The sequence below is a fragment of the Pectobacterium odoriferum genome (assembly GCF_009931295.1).
GTDB classification, from domain to species: domain Bacteria; phylum Pseudomonadota; class Gammaproteobacteria; order Enterobacterales; family Enterobacteriaceae; genus Pectobacterium; species Pectobacterium odoriferum.
The window spans coordinates 3,728,362-3,750,393 of the sequence record NZ_CP034938.1 but is presented as its reverse complement, the minus strand read 5'-3'; the positions used below and the strand labels follow the sequence as shown (position 1 = coordinate 3,750,393).

Here is a 22,032-nt window from a genome sequence, read left to right as displayed (position 1 = left end):
CGCGCACGGATGTTCTATCGCAGGGTTGCAGTCAATGAAGCTATTTTTGGCCGTGATTTTTTCAGTATTGATGATTCCCCAGACCGGTTTTTTCGGCAACCAAAACGGATGCGCTGACGGTGCTGAAGCATTTGGATGTGACCACTTTCCGCAGTTCTTTTGGGCCGAGACATTTCCCCAAGGGGACGCTGCTGAAGGATACCGGTGACTATGTGTTTAGTCAGGAAAACGACTGGGCAGACGCAACGGAGAAAGATGGCAGTTGGACGTATTCACTACGTATTATCTCGGAAAATGAAAAGGAGGTCATTGCCTGTTTCGTGGATGATGCCCACATTGGGAGTTACTTTTCAAGGAAGCCTTTCCTGATAAAGAAAACGAAAAATACTCAGGCGTATTCCGTGATCGAGCCTGATCGCAATGTAGAAGGATGTGAACTTTATCCCAAGGACCAATAATCCTGATTTCGGTAAATGAACCACGTTATCCGAACGCTGCTAAAAATAAGGAGCCGCTATAAGCCGCTCCTTTGTTGTTTCTATTCTTGCTGTTTTACAGCGCCTTATCGGTCAGCAAGGCAACCTTGCTGGCTGTTGAGACACGCTCAAGGTAGGCGTGAACGTTAGGGCCAAATTGCACGCCTTTCACGATCGTGAGCGACAGTAAGATCGGGAACAGAATAAAATCGGTGGTGGAAATGGTGCTGACGTTTGCTAGACGTGGCTCCAGCGCGTCGAGTTTCTGCTCCACTTCCGTAATCAGCTCTGGCGTTTTTGCGAGCAGTGTATCCAGATCGCCGAAGGCTTTCTCTTCACGCAGAATGTAGGCATGACGCGCCTCTGGCGTGGAAAGCTCTTTGAAATCGGCTTTTGTGAAGCGAGGGATCGCAAGGTTAAACACCGCGCTGGAAACGGATTTACACCAGGCTTCAATCTCGGCATCAACTGGTTTGTCGGCGATTAATGGCGCTTGCTTGCTGTCGACATAGTGGACGATATCCATGCTTTCTGGCATGAAACTGCCATCTTCTTTCTGCAGGATAGGTACCACTTTGCGGCCCACCATGCGCGTTGGCGTGTCGATGTCGCCTTCCATAATGACGGATTGCTCAACAGGCAGATTTTTCAGACCAAAAATCATTCTGGCTCTGACACAGAATGGGCAGTGTTCGTAAATGAAAAGTTTCATGCATCGCCTCGTAAGATTTTGAAAAAGGCAGCAAAAGTTCGCCGGCCCGGTCATGACAAGTCATGCCATCAGAGTAATACCTGATACGGTCGGTGGTAAAGTGAATGTGCCTGACGATGGTGATAACAGGGAAAGGAAGGGCGCGGTGTGGATCCGCCTTATCCTCGTAGGATTCCTGTATGATGCAGTGCCCCCCCTTTTGCGGAAGAGAAATCATGGATCGCCTGAGCGCGCTGGAAACATTTATCTGCGTTTTTGAAACGGGGTCGTTTTCCGCTGCGTCTCGCAGGCTCGGTATTGGGCAGCCTGCGGTGTCCAAAGCGATCATGCAGCTTGAAAATCAGCTGGCAACGCCTCTGCTGCTCCGTTCTACCCGAGGGCTGACACCGACAGAAGCTGGGCAGAGTTTTTATGAGCAAATCTCCCCCGCATTAAAGGTACTGAGGGATGCCCAAGAGCATGTGGTTAGCGGGAGCACTGCGCTGTCTGGGCGGCTACGCATCTGTGCGCCCGTCACCTTTGCCAGACTGCACATTATGCCGCGACTCTATGAGTTCATGGCAGAACATCCGCAGCTAAATATTGATGTCATTCTGGACGATCGTCCTATCGATCTGATTGCTGAAGGAATTGATGTAGCACTGCGTTTGGGTGAAATGAAGGATTCAAGCCTGATCGCCCAGCGTTTGGCCTCGTGTTCCATGCGCCTCTTAGCGACACCCGATTATTTTGCCGTTCATGGCATGCCTGCTTCTCCTGATGCACTGGCTGCGCATCCTGCCGTCATTTATTTGCAGGGAGAGAGAACCGATCGTTGGATTTTTTCTCGGGATGGAACACAGACCACGGTATTCCCCAATGGGCGTATCCGTGTTTCTGCGGCGGAAGGCGTACGTGCAGCGGTGCTGTCCGGCGTAGGGTTGACCATCGCTTCCGAATGGATGTTTGCACCAGAACTGGAGAGCGGACAGGCCGTCACCGCGCTGGATTCATGGTCGCTGGGTAAGATGGACCTGTGGGCTGTCTATCCCGGAGGCCGCATGACATCAGCTCGCGCCAGAATTTTTACCGATTTCGTTCAGCGTCTTTTCTCCTGATTCATTCCTATTCGGAATAGCTGATATTCATCTTGCCTCTCTACTGGGAATGAGTACGACGTCTTATGCTCTGTTCATTGCTTGCCGATTTCCGGCAGGAAACACACAGACAGGTATGATGATGAGCACATTATCCAGTGAAGCCGATGTCAGAACGCAGCAGGTTCCCAGCAAAGTATTGATTTTCTCGATGGCGGCAGCCAGCGGTATTTCTGTTGCCAATATCTATTACAACCAGCCGATGCTGGGCGTGATCGGCGAAAGCTTTACGTCAAGCGGGGCGGTTTCGCTGATCCCAACCGTGACGCAGTTGGGCTACGCCTTGGGACTGCTACTGCTGGTTCCGCTCGGTGATAAGTTCGATCGGCGTCGGTTGATCGTGTGGCAATTTTTGCTGCTGGCGTTGGCCTCTGCATTTGCTGCGTTGTCGACATCGGCTTTTGCCTTGTTAAGTGCCTCGTTGATTATTGGTTTTGGTGCCACCGCTGCACAGCAGATTGTTCCGGCTGCGGCGGCACTGGCCGATGCGAAGCAGCGCGGTGCGATTGTCGGAACGGTCATGAGTGGGTTGCTAAGTGGCATCCTGCTTAGTCGCACGATTGCAGGCCTGGTGGCGGAAAGCGCAGGCTGGCGGGCGATGTTTTGGCTGAGCGTGCCGCTGGCGCTGGCGGGCGCGTGGGCAATGGGAAGAATGTTACCAGCTTCACCATCGAACCAAACTGTTCGTTACCGTGAGCTGATGCATTCACTGGTAACGCTGTGGCGGGATGAACGCACGTTGCGTAAAGCCACGTTGATTCAGGCGCTGCTGTTTGCATCGTTCAGCGCGTTCTGGAGCGTGCTTGCTCTGTATCTGGCAAGCGGACGCTTTCACATGGGCGCTGCCGCTGCGGGTCTGTTCGGCGTGATTGGTATCGTGGGCATTTTTGCGGCGCCACTGGCGGGAAGACTGGCTGATAGAGCCGGCAGCCGCTCGGTTGTGATTGCCGGATCGCTGTTGACGCTGCTCTCATGGGGAATATTCATCGGTTTTGATTCCGTTATTGGCCTGATTATCGGCGTTGTCCTGCTCGATCTCGGCGTGCAAAGTGCGTTAATTGCCAATCAACATGTGATTTATGGACTCGGTGAAGCGGCCAGAGGCCGGATCAATACCGTATTCATGGGCGGGATGTTTCTGGGGGGCGCGGCGGGGTCCTCGTTTGCGATGGCCGCGTGGCATCAAGGAGGATGGTTGATGGTTGGGGGGCTTGCCAGCGTTCTGACCACCGTGGCGCTGCTGGCTGCGCTGATAAAAATCCAAAAAGCCTAATTGCAATCGGAGGAAAGCAGGCTGAAATAGCCAGATATGGTGGCTGGGAAATCTCGCCAATGTTGTTTTACAACCGGTAGATTAACCTTACTTGCCGATGACAATACTATACATTTGGCTTGCTATAGTCCTTGCATCCCTTGTCAGTACCTCACATCTCTGTGAGTGTTGTTTAGTTAACCATCCCTGTCATTAGAATGACCTTACCCGCCTCGTGCGGGTTTTTTTTGTCTACACCTCGCTGGTGGCTGATTAGCTCTGCGCGTGCCTATACCGTATCGTTTTTGACTGAATGATCGGGGACTACTTTGGTAACGACTCGGTTTCTTCCTTCATGCTTGGCCTGATAGAGGGCGTCGTCCGCGATTTTCAAAACGCTATCGATCTGCTCCATTCCAGGAATAAAACAGGTGACGCCTAGTGAAATCGTGATGTTTTCAGGAATCGGCAGCGGCATTTTTTCCACTTTTTTACGCAGCCGTTCAGCAATATCAGCGGCTTGCTTTATGTCCGTATCGGGCAAGAGCGCGAGGAACTCCTCCCCTCCGGTACGACCGATCAGATCGGATTCGCGTGAGCCCTGCTTTATGTTTTTAGCCAGTAGCCTGATGACATCGTCGCCAACATTGTGCCCATAGGTATCATTCACGCGTTTGAAGTGGTCGATATCAATCACGATGGCGGCAACCTGATGACTCTTCGACAGTATGAGTTCGATGTTTTCATAGATACCACGGCGGTTGAGTAACCCGGTGAGCGGATCGGTGTGGGCTTGCAAACTCAGTTTGCCGATTCGTTTGTGCAGCAGCAGAGTACCGAAAAGAATGACGCGTTTTAGCTGGTCAACCTCAAAATACCAGGAAGGGACTTTCTTAATTTTTTCAATGACGTCAGGTTCCTCCATTTTACTGGCAGAAACGGCCAGTAAGCGCAGAGGGTTGGCAATAGAGAAAGCGAGTAGGGTGAGAGCAATAAGCGTTAATATCATCACTGGCGCACCTTCATATAAGACGGAGCGCATCACACTGTCGAGCGAATCGATAACAGTTTGAGAAGGGTGCAAGGTAATGATGATCCAGCCGGATGAATTGACCGTATCAAAACCCGCCAGAGACGGCATGCCCTGCATATCGGGCATGGCGGCGGTGCCACTTTTCTTGTTCCGAAACGCTTCTTTGATTCTTTCGTCGCTGACGGGCTTACCGACCCACTGCTTATCTTGATGGTAGAGAACAACCCCATTTTTATCGATCACGTAAACGCTGGAGTAATCGTTATAGAAATGGGTATTCATGAATTCGTTTAAGACGCTTTCACTCTTTAAATAAATTGTCCCGCCGATGTAACCGAGATAATTCCCCTGTTTGTCTTTTATCGGGGAAGACACCAGTACGATTAAATTCCCTGTCATAGAGACATAAGGCTGGCTGATTAACGGTTTCTGTTCCGCCAATGCCAGCTTACTGGCCTCTGAAGTCAGTGTATTTCCTTTCAGGTTCAGCGAGGTTGGGTAAACCGCGTGTATCTTATTCTGGGTATCCGCAATGAAAATAGAATTAAAACTTTGGCTCATGCGGTATGTCTGTTCACTTTTCTCCAGTAGCGCAGCATTGTCACTAAAACTCTCGGCGACGGATGTCGCGCTGTAAGCCAGCTCCTGCTGTGCCGAAGATAAAAAACTTTCTGTGGTAGCCGCTAATTTGGACGAATAGTTAAGGTTTGAACTCAGTATCTGATCGGTAATGAGCTTCTTCTGTACGTTATAAACGGCAACATAAGCGTTAGTCAGCGTAATGATCATGCTGACAATGGCGAGGGATAAAATGAGTGAACGTAAATTGATTGAGAACCGTTTTCTTATTTTCATGGTGGCCGCACCTACTTTCCGCTAGGTAAGCAAAAATTAATCTTTATTGTTATTATGTAACACTGGCTGAACATCTCTTACGGCCGTTAAATAAACCCCGCTATTCAAAGTTATAGACGCTAATTGGGCTATCTTGCAACGTTTCAACTTAATGGAGAGAATGCACGATCTCCAGCGTACCGTTAATGATGAACTGTACGCCCATGCAAACCAGCAGGAATCCCATCAGCCGTGAAATGGCTTCAATGCCGCTTTTCCCGATCAGACGCATAATCAGGCCAGAACTTTTCAGGCTGAGCCAGACGATCAAGCTGATCAACATAAACGTGAGTACGGGGGCAACGGTAATCACCCATGGTGTGATGTCGACGCCGCTCTTGATTTGTGAGGCAGAACTGATGATGAGGGCAATGGTTCCTGGCCCCGCGGTGCTTGGCATCGCCAGTGGAACGAAGGCGATATTGACGTCATTGGCAGAGAAACTGTCGTTAATTTCTTCTTTCTTGCTTTTGACTTCAGGTGCATGTTCTGGCTTTTGCTGAGGAAAAAGCATGCGAAAACCGATAAATGCGACGATGAGCCCGCCAGCAATGCGCAACCCAGGAATGGAAATTCCGAAGGTATTCATTACGACCTGACCCGCGTAGTACGCGACGGTCATAATAATGAAGACGTAGAGCGAGGCCTGAAAGATCTGGCGATTTCGTTCCCCCTGGCTCATGTTGCCGGACATCGCTAAAAATACCGCTACCGTTGTCAGTGGGTTCGCGAGTGGCAGGATTAACACCAGACCAAGACCAATGGTTTGAATCAATTCCAGCATTCTACGTTCCTTTTAGTGGGGCGCTTTCGTCAGTTCAGGAAAACGGTCAATGATGACCTGTTGCTATGGTGTCTGATGCGGCTTACGCCAGCTCATCCTCCGCTAATTTTTTGAAACGATAGAGCGTTTTCGTCAGCATATCGCGAGAAAACATATCAAACATTTGGCCGATCTTTTTCCCGATCAAGCCCCCTGGTGGGTTGTAGCGAATAGTCAGCGTTACGGTTGTACCCACTTCCGATGTGGCCGGTTGAAAAGAAAGTCGGCCTTCATTGGGAACCCGTGCCCCTGCCAGCGAACGCCAGTGGATATACTCCCCCAGTTTTTCATCAATAATACGAGCCTGCCATTCAATAAACGCGCCAATCGGCGTGTTAATCCGCCAGTTAGAGTCGGTATAGTTCAGTATCTCGATACTGGCGAAATGGCCCATCAGAATCGGCAATGTTTCCGGTTTGCGCCAGAGATCAAACAAGCGTTCCGCTGGGCGATTGATCGTAATGCTGCTGCTGATTTCATTGGCATAGCTGCCGTTTTTCGCTGCTGTTCTTCTTAAAAAAGAGGGAAACACCCGTCATCCTCCCTAATGGATTATTACCCCTTTATGGGCATATGCAGGCCATTCTGACCGATCTCGACCAACGAAGCAAAGCGTAGACGGTGGCGATAGTGTTTGTGCAGGCTATCACAGCAATCGTCAGAATTTTTCCACGCCTAATGTTGCGTTAATGTTCGTTAGGTACTGTAAGTATCAGACAGAAGCCGAATGACGTGCCGCAAAACACCAGGGTTTTTACATAACGATAATAGTCGTACCCCGCCCACTATTTTTAGTGGGCTTTTTTTATTTGAATCCCCCGTTTATATATTTTATTTTTATGTGAATTGATATTTGTCAATTTATTGTTAATGGCTTCGTACCTATTAAGGTGTAATGAATTTGCATCCCTATATTTTGGCGTGTAAATGACACGTTGATTGTGAGGTGATTTACTTTATAAATATGTCGTGATAGGTTTATAACCAGCTTTTATGCTGGTAGGAATAAATATGAGTAACCCATTTTTTGCTAAGTGGAGTCGCAATGGCAACCTGCTTTGCCACGGCCACTGGTTAATATCTTACAAAGAAAAAGAGTTCACGTTACCGGAAAAATATAAAGAAAATCATATGGGAACGATGGGGATTTACTCTATCATCGATCCTGATGATGAAATGTATCGGGACGGGTTAGATGAGGATGATTGGATTCTGGAAAATATCGACTGGCTGGCCGATAGCTTTGAAGAAAATAATATCCCTATCGAAGAGTGCTATTTTAGATATTTCTTTCAGGCTATAAATAAGCAGGACTGGCGATGCACCAGTTGCGCTGGCTGTATGTAAATTGTCCCATCACTATTAATGACTCCTATTTCCTCTGTATTCCTGCCGACCGACAACCTATTAGAGTAGTGCTATTTTCTCTCTGACTATTCGGCGGCGTTTTATTCGATCTTCTTCGGTTTTCATCCCTTTTTCATCTTCTTTGCTATGCGCTTCGCATACCGTGCAGCGGGACGTCTTTTTCGGGGAAAAGTGTTACCCTGACCCAACAATCCTTGATTAAGATGAGGCAGCAATGATGGAAGCTGACATTCTGCGGTTAAGTGCTTTGGTGGGCGAAAAACTGAAGGCGCGTGGTGCCACGTTGACGTGTGCAGAATCCTGCACCGGAGGCTGGCTGGCTAAATCTATTACCGATATCGCAGGTAGTTCTGGCTGGTTTGACTACGGCTTTGTGACATACAGCAATTTAGCCAAGCAGCGTCTGGTGAATGTAAACGCAGAGACACTGGAACGGCATGGCGCGGTGAGTGAAGCCGTCGTCAATGAGATGGCCGCAGGGGCTTTACAGGCCGCCGATGCCGATTTTGCCATATCGGTAAGCGGCGTCGCGGGGCCAGACGGGGGGACCGAAGAGAAGCCTGTCGGCACGGTGTGGTTTGGCTTCACAGATAAACAGGGTGGGGCATTCGCTCGGACAATGCGGTTCAGCGGAGACAGAAACGCGGTACGTCTGCAATCGGTCCATTTTGCGCTACAAACGTTGCTCGACACGTTTCTGAAAAAATAACCTTGATGCTGTATGCGCATACAGTATAATGTCAGTAATTATTCGGCAATTCATGATTAAGCAGCCGCGTAGAGACAGCAGCGCTACGCCGCATGACAGGAGCAGAAATGGCTATTGATGAGAACAAACAAAAGGCACTTGCGGCAGCACTGGGCCAAATCGAAAAGCAATTTGGTAAAGGTTCTATCATGCGGTTGGGCGAGGATCGCTCAATGGATGTTGAAACCATTTCTACAGGCTCTTTGTCCCTTGATATCGCTCTGGGCGCCGGTGGTTTACCGATGGGGCGTATCGTTGAGATTTATGGCCCGGAATCTTCCGGTAAAACAACGCTGACCTTACAGGTGATTGCTGCCGCTCAGCGCGAAGGTAAAACGTGTGCGTTTATCGATGCTGAGCATGCGCTGGACCCGATTTATGCGAAAAAACTTGGCGTAGATATCGATAATCTGCTGTGTTCTCAGCCGGATACCGGCGAGCAAGCGTTGGAGATCTGTGATGCATTAACGCGCTCTGGCGCTGTTGACGTTATCATCGTCGATTCCGTTGCAGCACTGACGCCGAAAGCCGAAATTGAAGGCGAAATCGGCGACTCCCACATGGGGCTGGCTGCACGTATGATGAGCCAGGCGATGCGTAAACTGGCGGGTAACCTGAAGCAAGCCAACACGCTGCTGATCTTCATTAACCAGATTCGTATGAAAATCGGTGTGATGTTCGGTAACCCTGAAACCACTACCGGTGGTAACGCACTGAAGTTTTACGCCTCTGTTCGTCTGGATATTCGTCGTACTGGCGCTATTAAGGAAGGCGAAGAAGTTGTCGGCAGCGAAACCCGCGTGAAAGTGGTGAAGAATAAAGTAGCAGCACCGTTTAAACAGGCTGAATTCCAAATTCTGTACGGCGAAGGCATCAATATCCACGGTGAGCTGGTTGATCTGGGTGTGAAACACAAGCTGATCGAAAAAGCTGGTGCTTGGTATAGCTATAACGGCGACAAGATCGGTCAGGGTAAAGCCAATGCCTGTAATTTCCTGAAAGAGAACCCGACGATTGCTGCGGAACTGGATAAGAAATTGCGTGAAATGCTGTTGCACAAAGGCAATGAGCTGGCGCCAGCCACAGCGGGAAATAGCCGTGACGAAGATGAATTCGCTGGTGAAGGCAACGAAGAGTTTTAATGGTGGCTAAGTGGCTTGTGACAGAGCACTCCAGCGGATAGGTGGATGAATAAACCATTACGCTATGCGATGAATGTGCTTTCTGTTCGCGATTATAGTGAAACCGAAATACGCCGCAAATGTGCGGCGTATTTATATAAATCAGAAAGTGCAGAAGCAGCAGATGAAGCCACGGCTCGAACTGCGGCAGAAGATGTGGAAGCAGCTATTGCGTACTGCAAGGAACACGGTTGGCTGGATGACGAGCGCTATGCTCGCCGTTATATCAGCAGCCGGAGTCGTAAAGGCTATGGCGCCCAACGGATAAAAATGGAGCTAAGCCAGAAAGGAGTCGATAAGACAACGTTAGCCACAGCATTAAACGAGAGTGATATCGATTGGTGTGCGCTTGCGAAATCGGTTGTGGAACGAAAATTCGGGCATCCTCTGTCCGATGAATGGAAAGACAAAGTCAAACATCAGCGATATCTGCTCTATCGTGGCTTCTTTCATGAAGAAATCCAGTCAATTTATACGAATTTTTCAGATTGAACGCACACGGGATTTTACTTCCCATCGAAGAAAATTTATCTTATTCCCACTTTTTGTTCGTGAGTTGCTCGGTAACGTCAGCATGCTGGACTAACCTTGCCCGCGATCTGTTCTTCTAGCTTGATTCCAGGACAATTATGAGCAAGAGCACCGCTGAGATCCGTCAAGCGTTTCTCGATTTTTTCCACAGTAAGGGACACCAGGTTGTTGATAGCAGCTCTCTGGTGCCGAACAACGATCCGACATTGTTATTCACCAATGCGGGTATGAACCAGTTCAAAGATGTGTTCCTCGGTCTGGATAAACGTAGCTATGTCCGAGCGACGACCTCGCAGCGCTGCGTACGTGCCGGTGGTAAACATAATGACCTGGAAAACGTAGGTTATACCGCACGCCACCATACCTTCTTTGAAATGCTGGGTAACTTCAGCTTCGGTGACTATTTCAAGCATGATGCGATTCGCTATGCGTGGGAATTGCTGACGTCTCCTCAGTGGTTCAATCTGCCGAAAGAAAAATTGTGGGTAACGGTGTACGCAACGGATGATGAAGCCTACGACATTTGGGCTGATGAAGTTGGCGTGCCGCGCGAAAGAATTATTCGTATTGGTGATAACAAAGGCGGACCTTACGCCTCTGATAACTTCTGGCAGATGGGTGAAACGGGGCCGTGCGGTCCATGTACCGAGATTTTCTACGATCACGGTGAGCACATCGCAGGTGGCCCGCCGGGAAGCCCTGATGAAGACGGCGATCGCTATATCGAAATCTGGAATCTGGTGTTCATGCAGTTCAACCGTCAGGTTGACGGTACAATGCAGCCACTGCCAAAACCTTCCGTCGATACAGGCATGGGGTTAGAGCGCGTTTCTGCCGTCTTGCAGCACGTCAATTCAAACTATGACATTGATTTGTTCAAAACGCTGATTGATGCGGTAGCGAAAGCCGTCGGAACGACGGATTTAACCAACAAGTCGTTGCGCGTTATCGCTGACCATATCCGCTCTTGTGCGTTCCTGATTGCCGATGGCGTGATGCCATCTAATGAAAACCGTGGTTATGTTCTGCGTCGTATTATCCGCCGCGCTGCGCGCCACGGTAATATGCTGGGCGCTACGGATGCTTTCTTCTACAAACTGGTTGCGCCGCTGATTCACGTCATGGGGCCAGCAGCCGAAGAATTGAAAAAGCAGCAGTCTGTAGTTGAGCAGGCGCTGAAGACGGAAGAAGAGCAGTTTGCCCGCACGTTGGAACGCGGCTTGTCTCTGCTGGACGAAGAAATTAAAAACCTGAAAGGGGATACGCTGGATGGTGAAACAGCCTTCCGCCTGTATGACACCTATGGTTTCCCTGTCGACCTCACTGCGGATGTGTGCCGCGAGCGCGGCCTGAAAGTCGATGAAGAAGGCTTTGAAGCTGCGATGACGGCTCAGCGCCAGCGCGCACGCGAAGCCAGCGGATTTGGCGTAGATTACAACAGCCTCATCCGTGTAGATGAAAACACACCGTTCTGCGGCTATGAAAAAACGCAGCAGCAAGCGAAGGTTATTGCGATTTATCACAATGGAAACGCGGTTGATCAGATTGCGGCAGGTGATGAAGCGGTTGTGATTCTGAACGAAACGCCATTCTATGGTGAATCCGGTGGTCAGGTTGGTGACCAGGGTGAACTGAAAAATGCGGGCGTCAGCTTTGCCGTTCAGGATACTCAGAAATACGGTCAGGCAATTGGTCACGTCGGTAAACTGACTCAGGGTACGCTGCGTGTTAACGACAGTGTCGATGCAAACGTTGATAACCAACGCCGCGATCGCATTCGTCTGAACCACTCTGCGACGCACCTGCTGCATGCCGCGCTGCGTCAGGTTCTGGGCGATCACGTTGCACAGAAAGGCTCTCTGGTTAACGATAGCTATCTGCGTTTTGACTTCTCACATACGGAAGCGATGAAACCTGAGCAGATTCGTCAGGTTGAAGATATCGTTAACGCGCAAATCCGCCGTAACCTTACCGTGCAAACGGATGTCATGGCGCTGGATGATGCAAGAGCGAAGGGCGCAATGGCGCTGTTCGGCGAGAAGTATGACGACCATGTCCGTGTTCTGACGATGGGTGATTTCTCCATTGAACTGTGTGGCGGCACGCACGCAAGTCGTACCGGTGATATTGGCCTGTTCCAGATCATTTCTGAATCAGGCACTGCTGCCGGCGTGCGTCGTATTGAAGCGACCACGGGTGAGAATGCGCTGTCTGCGCTGCATCGCCAAAGTGATGTTTTGCAAGACATCGCGCAACTGCTTAAAGGAGATAGTCACAACCTGACGGATAAGGTACGCTCTGTTCTGGATCGTGCCCGCGCGTTGGAGAAAGAGCTTCAGCAGTTGAAGGCTCAGCAAGCGGCGCAGGAAAGCTCGTCGCTGTCTGGCAAAGCAAAAGAGGTTAACGGTGTGAAGTTGTTGGTTACGCAACTGGACAACGTGGATCCTAAACTGCTGCGCACGATGGTTGATGACCTGAAGAATCAGCTTGGATCTGCTGTTATCGTTCTTGGAACGGCGGCAGAAGGTCGGGTTAGCTTGATTTCTGGTGTAACGAAAGATCTGACTGACCGCGTAAAAGCCGGTGAACTGATTGGGTTTGTTGCCCAGCAGGTTGGCGGTAAAGGCGGTGGTCGCCCAGATATGGCTCAGGCTGGTGGTTCAGACGTGTCTTCACTGCCTGCTGCGCTGGCAAGCGTTGAATCTTGGGTTGCTGCTAAGCTGTAAAACGACAGATAACGTTTTATTCGCGTTATCCGACAAAACGCCATAACTTTCTGGTTGTGGCGTTTTTGTCTGCGGAAAAGGATCCGGCAAGCAGGATAGAAAGTGTGTTACCTTCAGATATTCTGAAGCTTTACATGCTCAGTTCTGTTGTTGTGATAACAGTGATAACAACAGCACAAGCTACTGATATCGACTAAACTAACAAGTAGTGACAAACCGGAGTGTGATGGTGTGGTTATACCATCGTCTAGGTTTACGTTTTCACGGCACATGATGGATAATGGCGGGGAGACAGAGAGACCCGACTCTTTATAATCTTTCAAGGAGCAAAGAATGCTTATTTTGACTCGTCGAGTTGGCGAAACCCTCATGATCGGCGATGAGGTAACGGTTACCGTATTAGGAGTGAAAGGCAACCAGGTGCGTATTGGTGTTAATGCACCTAAAGAGGTTTCTGTCCACCGTGAAGAGATCTATCAGCGTATTCAGGCCGAAAAATCTCAACCAACGTCATATTGATTGACAATGCGTCTCGTGTTCGCGGGACGCACTTGTTATTTCCCGCTTTTCCCCCACACATTTATCGATATATCCATTTTTACTGTGCGCTTCCTTTGGCAAGGTAACCGCCTGTTTTTCTGTCGATAAAATAGACTTTTTGTTGTGAAAGTGCGCGTCTTGGATGCGAATTGTTCAAACGAACACAAGGTGGGAAAAATTGTTTGACTTATAAGTCTGGGAAAGTAATATGTGCGCCACGCAGTACCGGTGAGCACTAACAAGAAGTTCTTAGTAGCAAATCAGGTAATGTAAGGTGAGGTGGCCGAGAGGCTGAAGGCGCTCCCCTGCTAAGGGAGTATGCGGTCAAAAGCTGCATCGAGGGTTCGAATCCCTCCCTCACCGCCATTTAATATGCATCCGTAGCTCAGCTGGATAGAGTACTCGGCTACGAACCGAGCGGTCGGAGGTTCGAATCCTCCCGGATGCACCATTAAATACTGCCTTTGCAAGGCAAGTAGTATTAGTGAAAGCAAGTTTTGTCGCAGATGAAGAATTATCAATGCATCCGTAGCTCAGCTGGATAGAGTACTCGGCTACGAACCGAGCGGTCGGAGGTTCGAATCCTCCCGGATGCACCATTCTTAAGTATCTCGTTTAATTGCTCACCCCTTTATTTCTGCACCACACTCTGCATCCGTAGCTCAGCTGGATAGAGTACTCGGCTACGAACCGAGCGGTCGGAGGTTCGAATCCTCCCGGATGCACCATATTTCGATGTAAATAAAACTCTTACCTTAGTGTTAATTGATAAGCGTAGAGTAATCTTGCTTTAGCAACGTCCTGAAGTACTCAGCAAGCCAGATAATTTTCTCCGATGTACCATTTCTGTTTTAGCAACTGCCCTCTACCATACTTTTAGCGCTACAGTGGCACAGGCTCCTATTCTGCTGATATCAGAACGATATTTTTCTCATCACTCCCGTGTATTAATTCTTACCTCTCCCCTGCCTATATATTGAGATTACGCTGAAGCGTAAATGAAGGCTGCCTACTACTATGGAGGTAATAACCTGTTTTTTATAAGGTTATTGAGTAAGCGACAACGTTTTCACTTTACGATAAAGTAAGCTCTCTTTTCAGTGATCATGGAGTCATGATGTACGATCGCTATCAAGGGCTGATCTTTGATATGGATGGCACCCTGCTTGATACCGAACCGACGCACTATAAAGCGTGGGATCAGGTTCTTGCCCGATATGGTATGAGATATGATGCCAGTGCCATGACTGCATTGAACGGCTCGCCCACCTGGCGTATTGCACAGCATATTATTGACAGCCATCAGGCTGAGATTGATCCTCACCAACTCGCGGCTGAAAAAACGGCTGTTGTTGAGGAAATGCTGCTGGATACCGTAAAACCACTGCCGCTGATTGATGTTGTTAAGCATTATCGCGGACGGCGTCCGATGGCAGTTGGCACGGGTAGCACGCATGGCATGGCTGATAGATTGCTAACGCATTTGGGGTTGCATGATTATTTTGATGCAATCGTTGGGGCAGATGATGTTATTCAGCATAAGCCTTTCCCCGATACCTTTCTGCGCTGCGCAGCATTGATTTCTGTCGCACCAGAACACTGTATCGTGTTTGAAGATGCAGATTACGGCATTGAAGCCGCTAAGCGCGCTAACATGGCCGTGGTTGACGTTCGTACATTGTGAGTGAGTTCTGGGCCGTTTTTTCTCTTTTCTGGAGTAGCCTGCTTAGTGCAACACTGCTGCCTGGCAGTTCAGAAGTGCTACTGGTAACGTTATTGCTTTCGGACAGCGCAAAACCCTACCTGTTGGTTGCTGTGGCAACGGTAGGAAATACGCTGGGCGGGTTAACAAATATTTTTATAGGGCGCTTACTCCCTCAGCCAAAACAACAAGCTGGGTATTCGGTGGCCATGCGCTGGTTACAGCGCTATGGCTGCGCTGCGCTGTTATTTAGCTGGGTGCCGGTAGTAGGCGATTTATTGTGCGTGTTAGCGGGTTGGCTACGCATGCCCTGGGTGCAATCGGCGGTTTTCATCGGTATTGGAAAAGCGCTGCGGTATATCGTATTGGCAGGTATAACGTTACAGGGGATGGCGTGGTGGTCTTAACCAGATTGCAATGCGAACTGGTGAGTGCTGCTGAGTTTCAATTATGCTTACAACCATTACATTTTAACAACGGGAGGTCGATTTGATCCCGGACATTTCAGAAGCACTTTCTTGGCTGGAAAAACACCCACTGGCAGTGAAGGGTATTCAGCGTGGAATTGAACGCGAAACATTGCGCGTAACAGCAAACGGACATCTTGCTACAACAGGGCACCCAGAAATATTGGGCTCGGCGTTGGCACACCCGTGGATCACGACAGATTTTGCTGAAGCGCTGTTGGAGTTCATTACGCCAGTCGACAAAGATGTCGATCACCTGCTGACGTTTCTGCGCGATATTCATCGTCACGTTTCCCGCAATCTGGGCGATGAGCGGATGTGGCCATTGAGCATGCCGTGCTTTATCGACAGCGAGCAAAATATCGAGCTGGCGCAGTATGGTTCATCAAATGTTGGGCGCTTCAAAACGCTTTATCGCGAAGGGCTGAAAAACCGCTATGGCGCGTTGATGCAGACTATTTCTGGCGTGCATTATAACTTCTCTCTTCCGCTGTCATTCTGGCAGGCGCGAGAGGGTGTCGCTGATGCAGATAGCGGGAAAAAAGCCATTTCTGCGGGATACTTCAGGCTGATCCGCAACTATTACCGCTTTGGCTGGGTGATCCCTTACCTGTTCGGTGCTTCTCCGGCGATCTGTTCTTCTTTCCTAAAAGGGCGGGAAACCTCACTGCCGTTTGAGCGTACGGAAAAAGGCATGCTTTATCTGCCTTATGCAACCTCTCTACGGCTTAGTGACCTAGGCTACACCAATAAATCACAGAGTAATCTGGGAATTACGTTTAACGATCTTGATACCTATGTCGCCGCGTTAAAGCGCGCGATAAAAACGCCGTCTGAGGAATATGCCCAGGTTGGTATGAAGAAGGATGGCCGTTATCTACAATTGAATACGAACGTCTTGCAGATTGAGAATGAGCTCTATGCGCCGATTCGTCCGAAGCGTGTGACGCGTGCGGGTGAAACGCCATCTGATGCCTTGCTGCGTGGCGGAATTGAATATATCGAAGTGCGTTCACTGGATATCAACCCGTTCTCTCCGACAGGAGTGAGTGAAAGCCAGGTGCGTTTCCTGGATTTATTCCTGATCTGGTGTGCGCTGGCAGATGCACCTGAAATGAGCGCGGATGAGCTACTGTGTACGCGTAAAAACTGGAACCGAGTGATTCTGGAAGGGCGTAAACCTGGGCAAACGGTGGGGATGCGGTGTGAAACCATCCAGCAGCCGATTGCTGAGGTGGGGAAATCTCTGTTTGCGGATTTACGTCGCGTTGCGGAAGTGCTGGACGCTGAAAACAATCAACCGCACTATCAGCAGGTATGTGATGAACTGCTTGTTGGTTTTGACGATCCAGAAACGACGTTCTCTGGTCGACTATTAACGTTGATGAAGCAAGAAGGCAATGGTAGCGTGGGGCTGAATTTAGCGGAAGAATACCGCAAAATGCTCAGCAGTGAGCCGCTGCAAGTGTTGACGGAAGAACAATTGGCTGTTGCGAGTGAGAACTCCTGGCAGCGTCAACGTCAGATTGAGTCTGAAGATCCGATGAGTTTTGACGACTATCTGGCGACGCATTAAAAAGAAAAGGCCACAGAAGCTGTGGCCAAATAAACATCTCTAATAGGGATGATGATAATAAATGCGCGTCTTTCAGTAAGTCAGACTCGCATAAAAAGGAAAAGTTCTCGGAAACGAGAAAAAATGAATTTTTTTCTTTGAGGAGGTGAAATTATGCCGTTACTAGACAGCTTTACCGTTGACCATACTCGTATGGCCGCACCCGCAGTTCGGGTCGCTAAAACCATGAAAACCCCTCATGGCGACAATATCACGGTATTTGACCTGCGCTTCTGTCGTCCGAACATCGAAGTCATGCCAGAGCGTGGCATCCATACGCTAGAGCACCTGTTTGCTGGCTTTATGCGCGATCATTTAAACGGTGATGGCGTTGAAATTATCGACATTTCTCCGATGGGATGTCGTACGGGTTTCTATATGAGTCTGATTGGTACGCCGGACGAGCAACGCGTTGCCGATTCTTGGAAGGCGGCGATGGCGGACGTTCTGAAAGTGACTGACCAGCGTAAAATTCCTGAGCTGAACGAATTTCAGTGTGGCACCTATGAGATGCACTCACTGAAGGAAGCACAGGAGATTGCTCAGCACATCGTGGATCACGATATTGGTATCAACCAAAATGACGATCTGGCGTTGCCGAAAGATAAACTGGCTGAGCTACATATCTAGTTTGTTGGATATGCGCAGATAAAAAAGAGAGCCGAACGTTGGCTCTCTTTTTTTGTACTCGTGAATGTGTCAGACCGCGAGAAAGTGCTGTATAACCCGGCTGCCGAAGTAGGACAGCGTTAGCATCAGTGCGCCGATTAGACTGAACCAGACGACGCGCCGTCCCCGCCATCCTTCATGGTAATGTCCCCAGAGCAGCAGAATATAGATGAACCAGGCAAACAGGGAGAACACGGCTTTGTGCAGGTTCTCTTTGTTATCGATCAGGTCATCCATATAAAACAAACCGGTACAGAGCGTTAGCGTGAGCAAGATGACACCAATCTGCGTGATGTGAAACATCTTACGTTCAATGCCCATCAGCGGCGGCATGTCAGCGGCAAAACCCAGCTTTTTATTCTTGAGCAGATAATCAAGCCAAGCAAGCTGGAGCGCATAAAGTGCCGCAATCAGCAAGGTTGCATAAGAGAAAAGTGCCAGACCGATATGGACCATCAAACCCGGTGACGCTTCCAGATGCGTAATAAATTCACTCGGCATGAAGCTAGCGAAGGCTAAATTGATCAACGCAAAGGTGTAGACGATAGGAAGAATAAACCAGCCGCGATCGCGCGCGGCGACAATCGTCATAACCGTACAGATGATGAGACTGACCAGCGAGCCGATATTCAGCAGGCTAAGGTTTTGACCTACCTGAACATCGAAAATACGTTGATAGAGCGCCACCGCATGGCAGAGTAGCGCAGCGCTGGCCGAGAGTATTGCCAGCCGACGATATGCACTGTTCTTGCGCAGCAGACTGGGGATAATCAGTCCGAGGCTGAGTGTGTAGGCGACAAGCGCCACAATAGCGAAAACAGACATACAAATAGGTTATTAAATATCAACTAGGTAAAATAGAGAATCAGTATAGCGTTAGTCGCCGTAGGCACCAACAGTTCTCCATCAGCAGCGCTGAGATCGTTGCCGCTTTTGTGTATAATCTCTTCCATTCGTGTCGCGCTGGCGGCCTGTCTTACGTTGAGCATGAGATATGTTTGAAAATTTAACCGATCGACTCTCGCGCACATTGCGCAATATCAGCGGCCGCGGGCGGTTGACTGAAGAAAACATTAAAGAAACGCTGCGTGAAGTGCGTATGGCATTGCTGGAAGCCGACGTCGCGTTACCCGTGGTGCGTGATTTTATCAATCGTGTAAAAGAACGTGCTGTTGGGCATGAGGTCAACAAAAGCCTGACGCCGGGTCAAGAGTTCGTCAAGATTGTTAAGAATGAACTCGTCAGCGCAATGGGTGAAATTAACGCCGAGCTGAATCTTGCCGCACAGCCGCCTGCGGTTGTTCTGATGGCCGGTCTGCAAGGTGCGGGTAAAACGACCAGCGTGGGCAAGCTGGGTAAATTCCTGCGCGAAAAGCATAAGAAAAAAGTGCTGGTGGTTTCAGCTGACGTTTATCGCCCTGCGGCGATTAAACAGTTGGAAACATTGGCAGAGCAGGTGGGGGTCGATTTCTTCCCGTCAGACGTGCAGGAAAAGCCGCTTGCTATCGTACAACGTGCGTTACAGCACGCTAAGCTGAAGTTTTACGATGTCCTTTTAGTCGATACCGCGGGTCGTCTCCACGTTGACGATGCGATGATGGACGAAATCAAGCAGGTTCACGCGGCGATTAAGCCAGTTGAAACGCTGTTTGTGGTTGATGCCATGACGGGGCAGGATGCGGCGAATACGGCGAAAGTCTTTAACGAAGCGCTGCCGCTGACCGGTGTGATCCTCACCAAAATTGATGGTGACGCTCGCGGTGGTGCGGCGTTGTCTATCCGCCATATTACTGGCAAGCCAATTAAATTCCTCGGTGTTGGCGAAAAAACCGAAGCGCTGGAACCGTTCTACCCTGAGCGCGTTGCCTCGCGAATTCTTGGTATGGGAGATGTGCTTTCACTGATTGAAGATATTGAAAGCAAGGTCGATCGTACACAGGCAGAAAAACTTGCCAATAAGCTGAAGAAGGGCGATGGGTTTGATTTGACCGATTTCCTGGATCAGCTCAAGCAGATGCGCAATATGGGCGGCATGGCAAGCATGATGAGCAAAATGCCGGGCATGGGCCAACTGCCTGATAATGTGAAGTCACAAATGGATGACAAGGTGCTGGTGCGTATGGAGGCGATCATTAATTCGATGACGCGTCAGGAGCGTGCCAAACCTGAGATTATTAAAGGATCGCGTAAACGTCGTATCGCGCAGGGTTCTGGTATGCAGGTACAGGACGTGAACCGTCTTCTGAAACAGTTCGATGATATGCAACGAATGATGAAGAAGATGAAAAACGGCGGTTTGGCGAAAATGATGCGCGGTATGAAAGGGATGATGCCACCTGGATTCCCAGGACGTTAATCACCAAAATAGATGGTGTAGAGAAACTCTTGGCGTGATTATACGCTTTAGATTGCTTTTTGCGCCAAAATGAGTAAAATTTTCGGGCTTTTTATATGACATACTGGGCTCCGTTCCTCGATGGAGCCCAGTTGTTTTATTCACTAAAGAGGATGTTATGGTAACAATTCGTTTGGCACGTGGCGGCGCGAAAAAACGCCCCTTCTATCAAGTAGTCGTGACTGATAGCCGCAATGCGCGTGATGGTCGTTTCATCGAGCGCGTAGGTTTCTTCAACCCAATCGCATCTGGTCAAGCAGAAGCCCTGCGTCTGGATCTGGACCGTATCGAGCATTGGCTTGGTCTGGGTGCAACTGTGTCTGATCGCGTATCTTCGCTGATCAAAGACGCTAAAAAAGCAGCATAATCTGTTGCGGTGGTGATAATGAGCAATCAACTCAGCCCAAAACCTCCCGTTAACCCGATTGTGATGGGGAAGATTGGGTCGGCATATGGCATCCGAGGTTGGCTCAGAGTGTTTTCATCCACCGAAGATGCCGAGAGCATTTTTGATTATCAACCTTGGTTCATCCAGAGTAAAAGCGGTTGGCAGCTTGTCGAGATTGAAGGCTGGAAGTATCACAATCAGGATCTGATCATCAAAGTGAAAGGTGCTGATGACCGTGATGCGGCTAATTTACTGACTAATTGTGAAATTGTCGTAGATTCGTCACAACTGCCCGATCTGGGCGAAGGTGATTATTACTGGAAGGATCTTATTGGCTGTCAGGTCGTGACCGTAACGGGTTATGAGTTAGGTAAAATCATCGACATGATGGAAACCGGCTCGAACGATGTGATGGTAATAAAGGCTAACCTGAAAGATGCCTTCGGAGTCAAGGAACGGCTGGTTCCGTTCCTCACCGAACAGGTTGTTAAGCGCGTCGACCTTTCTGCTCAAACTATTGAAGTAGATTGGGATCCTGGTTTTTGAACTCTGAATCGACCAGTAGTACCCAGCGGAACGAGACTATGTGGATTGGGGTGATTAGCCTGTTTCCAGAGATGTTCCGGGCAATTACTGATTACGGAGTCACTGGCCGGGCAGTTAAAAATGGCCTGCTGAACGTACAGTATTGGAGTCCTCGCGATTTCACTTACGATCGGCATCGCACCGTGGACGATCGACCTTATGGCGGCGGTCCCGGAATGCTGATGATGGTGCAACCTTTACGGGATGCGATCCACGCAGCAAAAGCAGCGGCAGGCGAAGGCGTGAAAGTGATTTATTTATCACCTCAGGGCCGTAAATTAGATCAGCAAGGCGTACATCAACTCGCTACGAACCAGAAGATGATTCTGGTCTGTGGACGGTACGAAGGGATTGATGAGCGCGTAATTAAAACCGAAATCGATGAAGAATGGTCGATAGGAGATTACGTACTCAGCGGTGGGGAACTGCCAGCGATGACCCTGATTGACTCCGTTGCCCGCTTTATACCGGGCGTTCTGGGGCATCAGGCTTCAGCAGAGGAAGATTCTTTTGCTGATGGATTGCTGGATTGTCCTCATTTCACTCGCCCTGAAATACTGGAAGGCATGGACGTTCCGGCAGTGTTACTGTCTGGCAACCATGCAGAAATACGCCGCTGGCGATTGAAGCAGTCGCTGGGCCGAACCTGGCTTAGAAGACCTGAACTTCTGAAAAGCCTAGCTCTGACTGACGAGCAAACAAGGTTGCTGGCTGAGTTCCAACGTGAATATCAGTCTGAGCAACAAGAGTATTAGGTGGTTACGCCGATTTGACCTGGCGAACCCAACTAT

Annotated in this window: 23 protein-coding genes and 4 tRNA genes; 21 read left to right on the top strand and 6 right to left on the bottom strand. The window is 49.4% G+C overall.

Annotation, left to right across the window (positions count from 1 at the left end):
• Window positions 1-119: 119 nt before the first annotated feature.
• Window positions 120-458, top strand: a complete 339-nt coding sequence (locus EO763_RS16970) for a bacteriocin immunity protein (protein ID WP_244322009.1) — start codon at window positions 120-122, stop codon at window positions 456-458.
• A gap of 94 nt (window positions 459-552) precedes the next feature.
• Here EO763_RS16970 and grxB read toward each other — a convergent pair whose 3' ends face one another.
• Complete coding sequence (gene grxB / locus EO763_RS16965; protein WP_161529648.1) at window positions 553-1,188, bottom strand: glutaredoxin 2; 636 nt, start codon at window positions 1,186-1,188, stop codon at window positions 553-555.
• 215 nt (window positions 1,189-1,403) lie between these two features.
• On the opposite strand from grxB, the gene EO763_RS16960 reads away from it, so the two are divergent.
• Together EO763_RS16960 and EO763_RS16955 are read left to right on the top strand one after the other, a co-directional pair.
• The gene (locus EO763_RS16960; protein WP_161529647.1) at window positions 1,404-2,285 is read left to right on the top strand and encodes a LysR family transcriptional regulator; all 882 of its coding nucleotides are present in this window, start codon (window positions 1,404-1,406) and stop codon (window positions 2,283-2,285) included.
• A gap of 115 nt (window positions 2,286-2,400) precedes the next feature.
• Window positions 2,401-3,597: an MFS transporter gene (locus tag EO763_RS16955; protein ID WP_161529646.1), complete on the top strand. Its 1,197-nt coding sequence runs from the start codon at window positions 2,401-2,403 to the stop codon at window positions 3,595-3,597.
• A 268-nt stretch (window positions 3,598-3,865) separates the two neighbouring features.
• Here the strand turns inward: EO763_RS16955 and EO763_RS16950 are convergent, their stop codons facing one another.
• From EO763_RS16950 to EO763_RS16940, 3 genes are all read right to left on the bottom strand, one after another.
• Window positions 3,866-5,464, bottom strand: coding sequence for a sensor domain-containing diguanylate cyclase (locus tag EO763_RS16950; RefSeq protein ID WP_161529645.1), 1,599 nt, complete (start codon window positions 5,462-5,464; stop codon window positions 3,866-3,868).
• A gap of 148 nt (window positions 5,465-5,612) precedes the next feature.
• A complete protein-coding gene (locus EO763_RS16945) occupies window positions 5,613-6,287 on the bottom strand; it encodes a MarC family NAAT transporter (protein WP_161529644.1) in 675 nt (224 codons plus the stop codon).
• Window positions 6,288-6,369: 82 nt separating this feature from the next.
• On the bottom strand, window positions 6,370-6,858 hold the full coding sequence (locus EO763_RS16940; protein ID WP_161529643.1) for an SRPBCC family protein: 489 nt from the start codon (window positions 6,856-6,858) through the stop codon (window positions 6,370-6,372).
• A 479-nt stretch (window positions 6,859-7,337) separates the two neighbouring features.
• Here EO763_RS16940 and EO763_RS16935 point away from each other — a divergent pair, with 479 nt between their 5' ends.
• The 14 genes from EO763_RS16935 to luxS all read left to right on the top strand — a co-directional run bounded on the left by EO763_RS16935 (window position 7,338) and on the right by luxS (window position 17,834).
• Window positions 7,338-7,673: a hypothetical protein gene (locus EO763_RS16935; RefSeq protein WP_039494471.1), complete on the top strand. Its 336-nt coding sequence runs from the start codon at window positions 7,338-7,340 to the stop codon at window positions 7,671-7,673.
• Window positions 7,674-7,908: 235 nt separating this feature from the next.
• Window positions 7,909-8,403 (top strand): nicotinamide-nucleotide amidase, encoded by a 495-nt coding sequence (gene pncC, locus EO763_RS16930; RefSeq protein WP_161529642.1) that lies wholly within the window; start codon window positions 7,909-7,911, stop codon window positions 8,401-8,403.
• Between the two features lie 107 nt (window positions 8,404-8,510).
• A complete protein-coding gene (gene recA, locus EO763_RS16925; RefSeq protein WP_039494475.1) occupies window positions 8,511-9,584 on the top strand; it encodes a recombinase RecA in 1,074 nt (357 codons plus the stop codon).
• A gap of 45 nt (window positions 9,585-9,629) precedes the next feature.
• Window positions 9,630-10,115, top strand: coding sequence for a recombination regulator RecX (gene recX / locus EO763_RS16920; RefSeq protein ID WP_039494478.1), 486 nt, complete (start codon window positions 9,630-9,632; stop codon window positions 10,113-10,115).
• A gap of 137 nt (window positions 10,116-10,252) precedes the next feature.
• Window positions 10,253-12,880 (top strand): alanine--tRNA ligase, encoded by a 2,628-nt coding sequence (gene alaS / locus EO763_RS16915; protein ID WP_103199359.1) that lies wholly within the window; start codon window positions 10,253-10,255, stop codon window positions 12,878-12,880.
• Window positions 12,881-13,213: 333 nt separating this feature from the next.
• On the top strand, window positions 13,214-13,399 hold the full coding sequence (gene csrA / locus EO763_RS16910; RefSeq protein ID WP_005972168.1) for a carbon storage regulator CsrA: 186 nt from the start codon (window positions 13,214-13,216) through the stop codon (window positions 13,397-13,399).
• A gap of 294 nt (window positions 13,400-13,693) precedes the next feature.
• Window positions 13,694-13,786: transfer RNA gene (locus EO763_RS16905), tRNA-Ser, on the top strand.
• Window positions 13,787-13,794: 8 nt separating this feature from the next.
• Window positions 13,795-13,871, top strand: a tRNA-Arg gene (locus tag EO763_RS16900).
• A 71-nt stretch (window positions 13,872-13,942) separates the two neighbouring features.
• A tRNA-Arg gene (locus EO763_RS16895) sits at window positions 13,943-14,019 on the top strand.
• A 52-nt stretch (window positions 14,020-14,071) separates the two neighbouring features.
• Window positions 14,072-14,148: transfer RNA gene (locus EO763_RS16890), tRNA-Arg, on the top strand.
• A 389-nt stretch (window positions 14,149-14,537) separates the two neighbouring features.
• Complete coding sequence (yqaB, locus tag EO763_RS16885) at window positions 14,538-15,104, top strand: fructose-1-phosphate/6-phosphogluconate phosphatase (RefSeq protein WP_039494482.1); 567 nt, start codon at window positions 14,538-14,540, stop codon at window positions 15,102-15,104.
• Window positions 15,101-15,529: a YqaA family protein gene (locus EO763_RS16880; protein WP_161529641.1), complete on the top strand. Its 429-nt coding sequence runs from the start codon at window positions 15,101-15,103 to the stop codon at window positions 15,527-15,529. Before yqaB ends, EO763_RS16880 begins: the two co-directional genes overlap by 4 nt.
• 82 nt (window positions 15,530-15,611) lie before the next feature.
• On the top strand, window positions 15,612-17,165 hold the full coding sequence (gene gshA / locus EO763_RS16875) for a glutamate--cysteine ligase (protein WP_161529640.1): 1,554 nt from the start codon (window positions 15,612-15,614) through the stop codon (window positions 17,163-17,165).
• A 153-nt stretch (window positions 17,166-17,318) separates the two neighbouring features.
• Window positions 17,319-17,834 (top strand): S-ribosylhomocysteine lyase, encoded by a 516-nt coding sequence (gene luxS, locus EO763_RS16870; RefSeq protein ID WP_010286009.1) that lies wholly within the window; start codon window positions 17,319-17,321, stop codon window positions 17,832-17,834.
• A gap of 69 nt (window positions 17,835-17,903) precedes the next feature.
• Here luxS and EO763_RS16865 read toward each other — a convergent pair whose 3' ends face one another.
• Both EO763_RS16865 and EO763_RS23425 read right to left on the bottom strand, forming a co-directional pair.
• The gene (locus EO763_RS16865; RefSeq protein ID WP_161529639.1) at window positions 17,904-18,698 is read right to left on the bottom strand and encodes a cytochrome C assembly family protein; all 795 of its coding nucleotides are present in this window, start codon (window positions 18,696-18,698) and stop codon (window positions 17,904-17,906) included.
• 23 nt (window positions 18,699-18,721) lie between these two features.
• Entirely contained in the window at window positions 18,722-18,862 is a 141-nt protein-coding gene (locus EO763_RS23425) for a hypothetical protein (protein WP_158020512.1), read from the bottom strand.
• Window positions 18,863-18,867: 5 nt separating this feature from the next.
• Between EO763_RS23425 and ffh the strand changes: the two genes are divergently transcribed.
• The 4 genes from ffh (at window position 18,868) to trmD (ending at window position 21,996) form a co-directional block, all read left to right on the top strand.
• Entirely contained in the window at window positions 18,868-20,229 is a 1,362-nt protein-coding gene (gene ffh / locus EO763_RS16860; RefSeq protein ID WP_161529638.1) for a signal recognition particle protein, read from the top strand.
• 157 nt (window positions 20,230-20,386) lie between these two features.
• Window positions 20,387-20,635: a 30S ribosomal protein S16 gene (gene rpsP / locus EO763_RS16855; RefSeq protein ID WP_010285998.1), complete on the top strand. Its 249-nt coding sequence runs from the start codon at window positions 20,387-20,389 to the stop codon at window positions 20,633-20,635.
• A gap of 18 nt (window positions 20,636-20,653) precedes the next feature.
• Window positions 20,654-21,202, top strand: coding sequence for a ribosome maturation factor RimM (gene rimM, locus EO763_RS16850; RefSeq protein ID WP_010308358.1), 549 nt, complete (start codon window positions 20,654-20,656; stop codon window positions 21,200-21,202).
• A 38-nt stretch (window positions 21,203-21,240) separates the two neighbouring features.
• Window positions 21,241-21,996: a tRNA (guanosine(37)-N1)-methyltransferase TrmD gene (gene trmD, locus EO763_RS16845; RefSeq protein ID WP_039360953.1), complete on the top strand. Its 756-nt coding sequence runs from the start codon at window positions 21,241-21,243 to the stop codon at window positions 21,994-21,996.
• The last annotated feature ends 36 nt before the right edge of the window (window positions 21,997-22,032 follow it).